General features: G+C 50.9%; 1 protein-coding gene. It reads left to right on the plus strand.

Annotated elements, in window-relative coordinates; all coding sequences use genetic code 11:
* Positions 1-227: 227 nt before the first annotated feature.
* On the plus strand, positions 228-1,364 hold the full coding sequence (locus tag JFV26_RS30280; RefSeq protein WP_201197283.1) for an alpha/beta hydrolase family protein: 1,137 nt from the start codon (positions 228-230) through the stop codon (positions 1,362-1,364).
* Positions 1,365-1,907 lie beyond the last annotated feature (543 nt).

The raw sequence follows: 1,907 nt of genomic DNA on the forward strand, positions 1-1,907 counted from the left end.
AGTCGACCCATAGCGGCCTATCGCGGCGTCTACGAAATCAGAGGCGCTTCAGTGTAAATGGTTTGGGCTCATTAACTTGATGGGTCGCCCGTACCTAGCATATGCGAGAACTATTTCAGTTTTGTAATGGGTGGGCCCAGTGCAACTTAGGTGAGGTTTATTTTAATTGCATTGCAACTTGCTCCCAGCTATGTTCGAGAGTCAATTTTAATAAGAGTGGTATATCCATGAGATTTAACTACCGCCTCCTCGTCTTAAGCGCTTTGCAACTGTTCCTGGCGCATCAAGTCTTGGCCGATAACGCCGTGGTTGAAGAACAAATCTCGATGCCGGTCCAGGTCGGAAATCGTACCGAGATGTTGGACACACTGATTGTGCATCCCGTGGGCGGCGTCAATCTGCCCATTGCACTGATCGTTAACGGAGCGGAGAGTGGTCCAGAGGCTAAGAGCGCACGCGCTGATTGGCTCGCGCATATCGCCCATGACTTTGCCCATCGCGGCTGGCTGGCCGCCTCAGTGGAGTGGCCCGGCTATGGCCGCTCCAGCCCGTCATTCATGGAGAATACCGGAAAATGTTCTTCTCCTACCATGGGCCCTTTTCTCAACAGCCATGCGGACGTATTGGCGAGCGCGTTGGCTGCACTGCGCGCGCGCACAGATGTGGATCCATCCACCGCGCTGGGCGTTGGAATATCGATTGGCGGCGCTTCTATGCTAACGCTGGCTGGGCGATCAGGCCGCCCGTTGAAGGCGGTAATCAATATCTCTGGTGGTGTATTTCATGCCAACAACGCCGGCGATCCGGAGTCCAACTGTGGCCTGTCTCAAGATGACTTGCTTCGAAACCTGACGCGTTCGGGAGCCGGAAATCCGACCCCGACACTTTGGATTTACGCGAAAAATGATCCGTACTTTCCTCCAGAGTTCGCCCATCGGATGCTGGCAGCCTATCTCTCAAAGGGCGGACTCGCTGATTTCAATATGCTGGCGCCGTTTGGCTCGAATGGGCATACGCTATTCAAGTCGACTGCGACGCCTTTTTTTCAACCGCAAATAGAGGCGTTTTTGCAACGCGGTAATTTGCCTGCGCTAGATCAGTCCAGTTTCGCGCCATTGCTGTCTCGACTACAGCCGATTCAACGCAAGACTGTAGAAAATTACCTGAGACAAAGCACTGAAAAGGCACTGGCGTCGACTCCCAATAGCGATGATTTCTATTGGCATTTTGGCGAGCGCTCAGCTGAGGATGCACGGAAAAAGGCACTTTCAGACTGTCACCGTGCAACGGGTGAACAGTGCCATATTGTGGCGGAAAATGACCACCTGATCGACTCTGAAGCTACCGCCTCGGTTGATAAATAAATCTAATGCAGCGAGGAACCAAACCTTACGTACGTGGTGACGCGGGGAATTAAGGGAGAACAGGTGATGACGAAAAACTCGTTAAGCATGCCTCTGTTGTTGAGCATAACGTTGATATTACTTGCGTGCATTTTGGCGAATGCTTTTCCAGGCAGGTTTCGCGCCTTATAGCGTTTTATATCTTACCACTCCATCCCCCTTGTCCTGGGGTGATGGCTCTTGGTGGTTATGGCGTACATGGCATAGCCTCCACGTAGTGGTCAAATTTTTTACAGAAATTAATACATTGCTGGTTGGCAATGTCGGTACTTATTGCCGATTTCCTCAAAAACATCACATCCATATTTAATGATACGGAGTATGGGTACATGCAAATTTATTATAATTTTATCAATTAGCTGCTCACCGTTGAAGTAGCGTTGTTACGCCCGAATGTTCCTATTTTTTTTCGGTTCTAATTGGTAACTGAGTCTCGGCAGTTGCAAGACGCGAATGGCAGTTCTTGGCCGGTTTCCGCCCGTCGCTAACCTCGGCTGCGAGGGG

It is taken from the genome of Pseudomonas sp. TH31, assembly GCF_016650815.1.
Taxonomy (GTDB): Bacteria; Pseudomonadota; Gammaproteobacteria; order Pseudomonadales; family Pseudomonadaceae; genus Aquipseudomonas.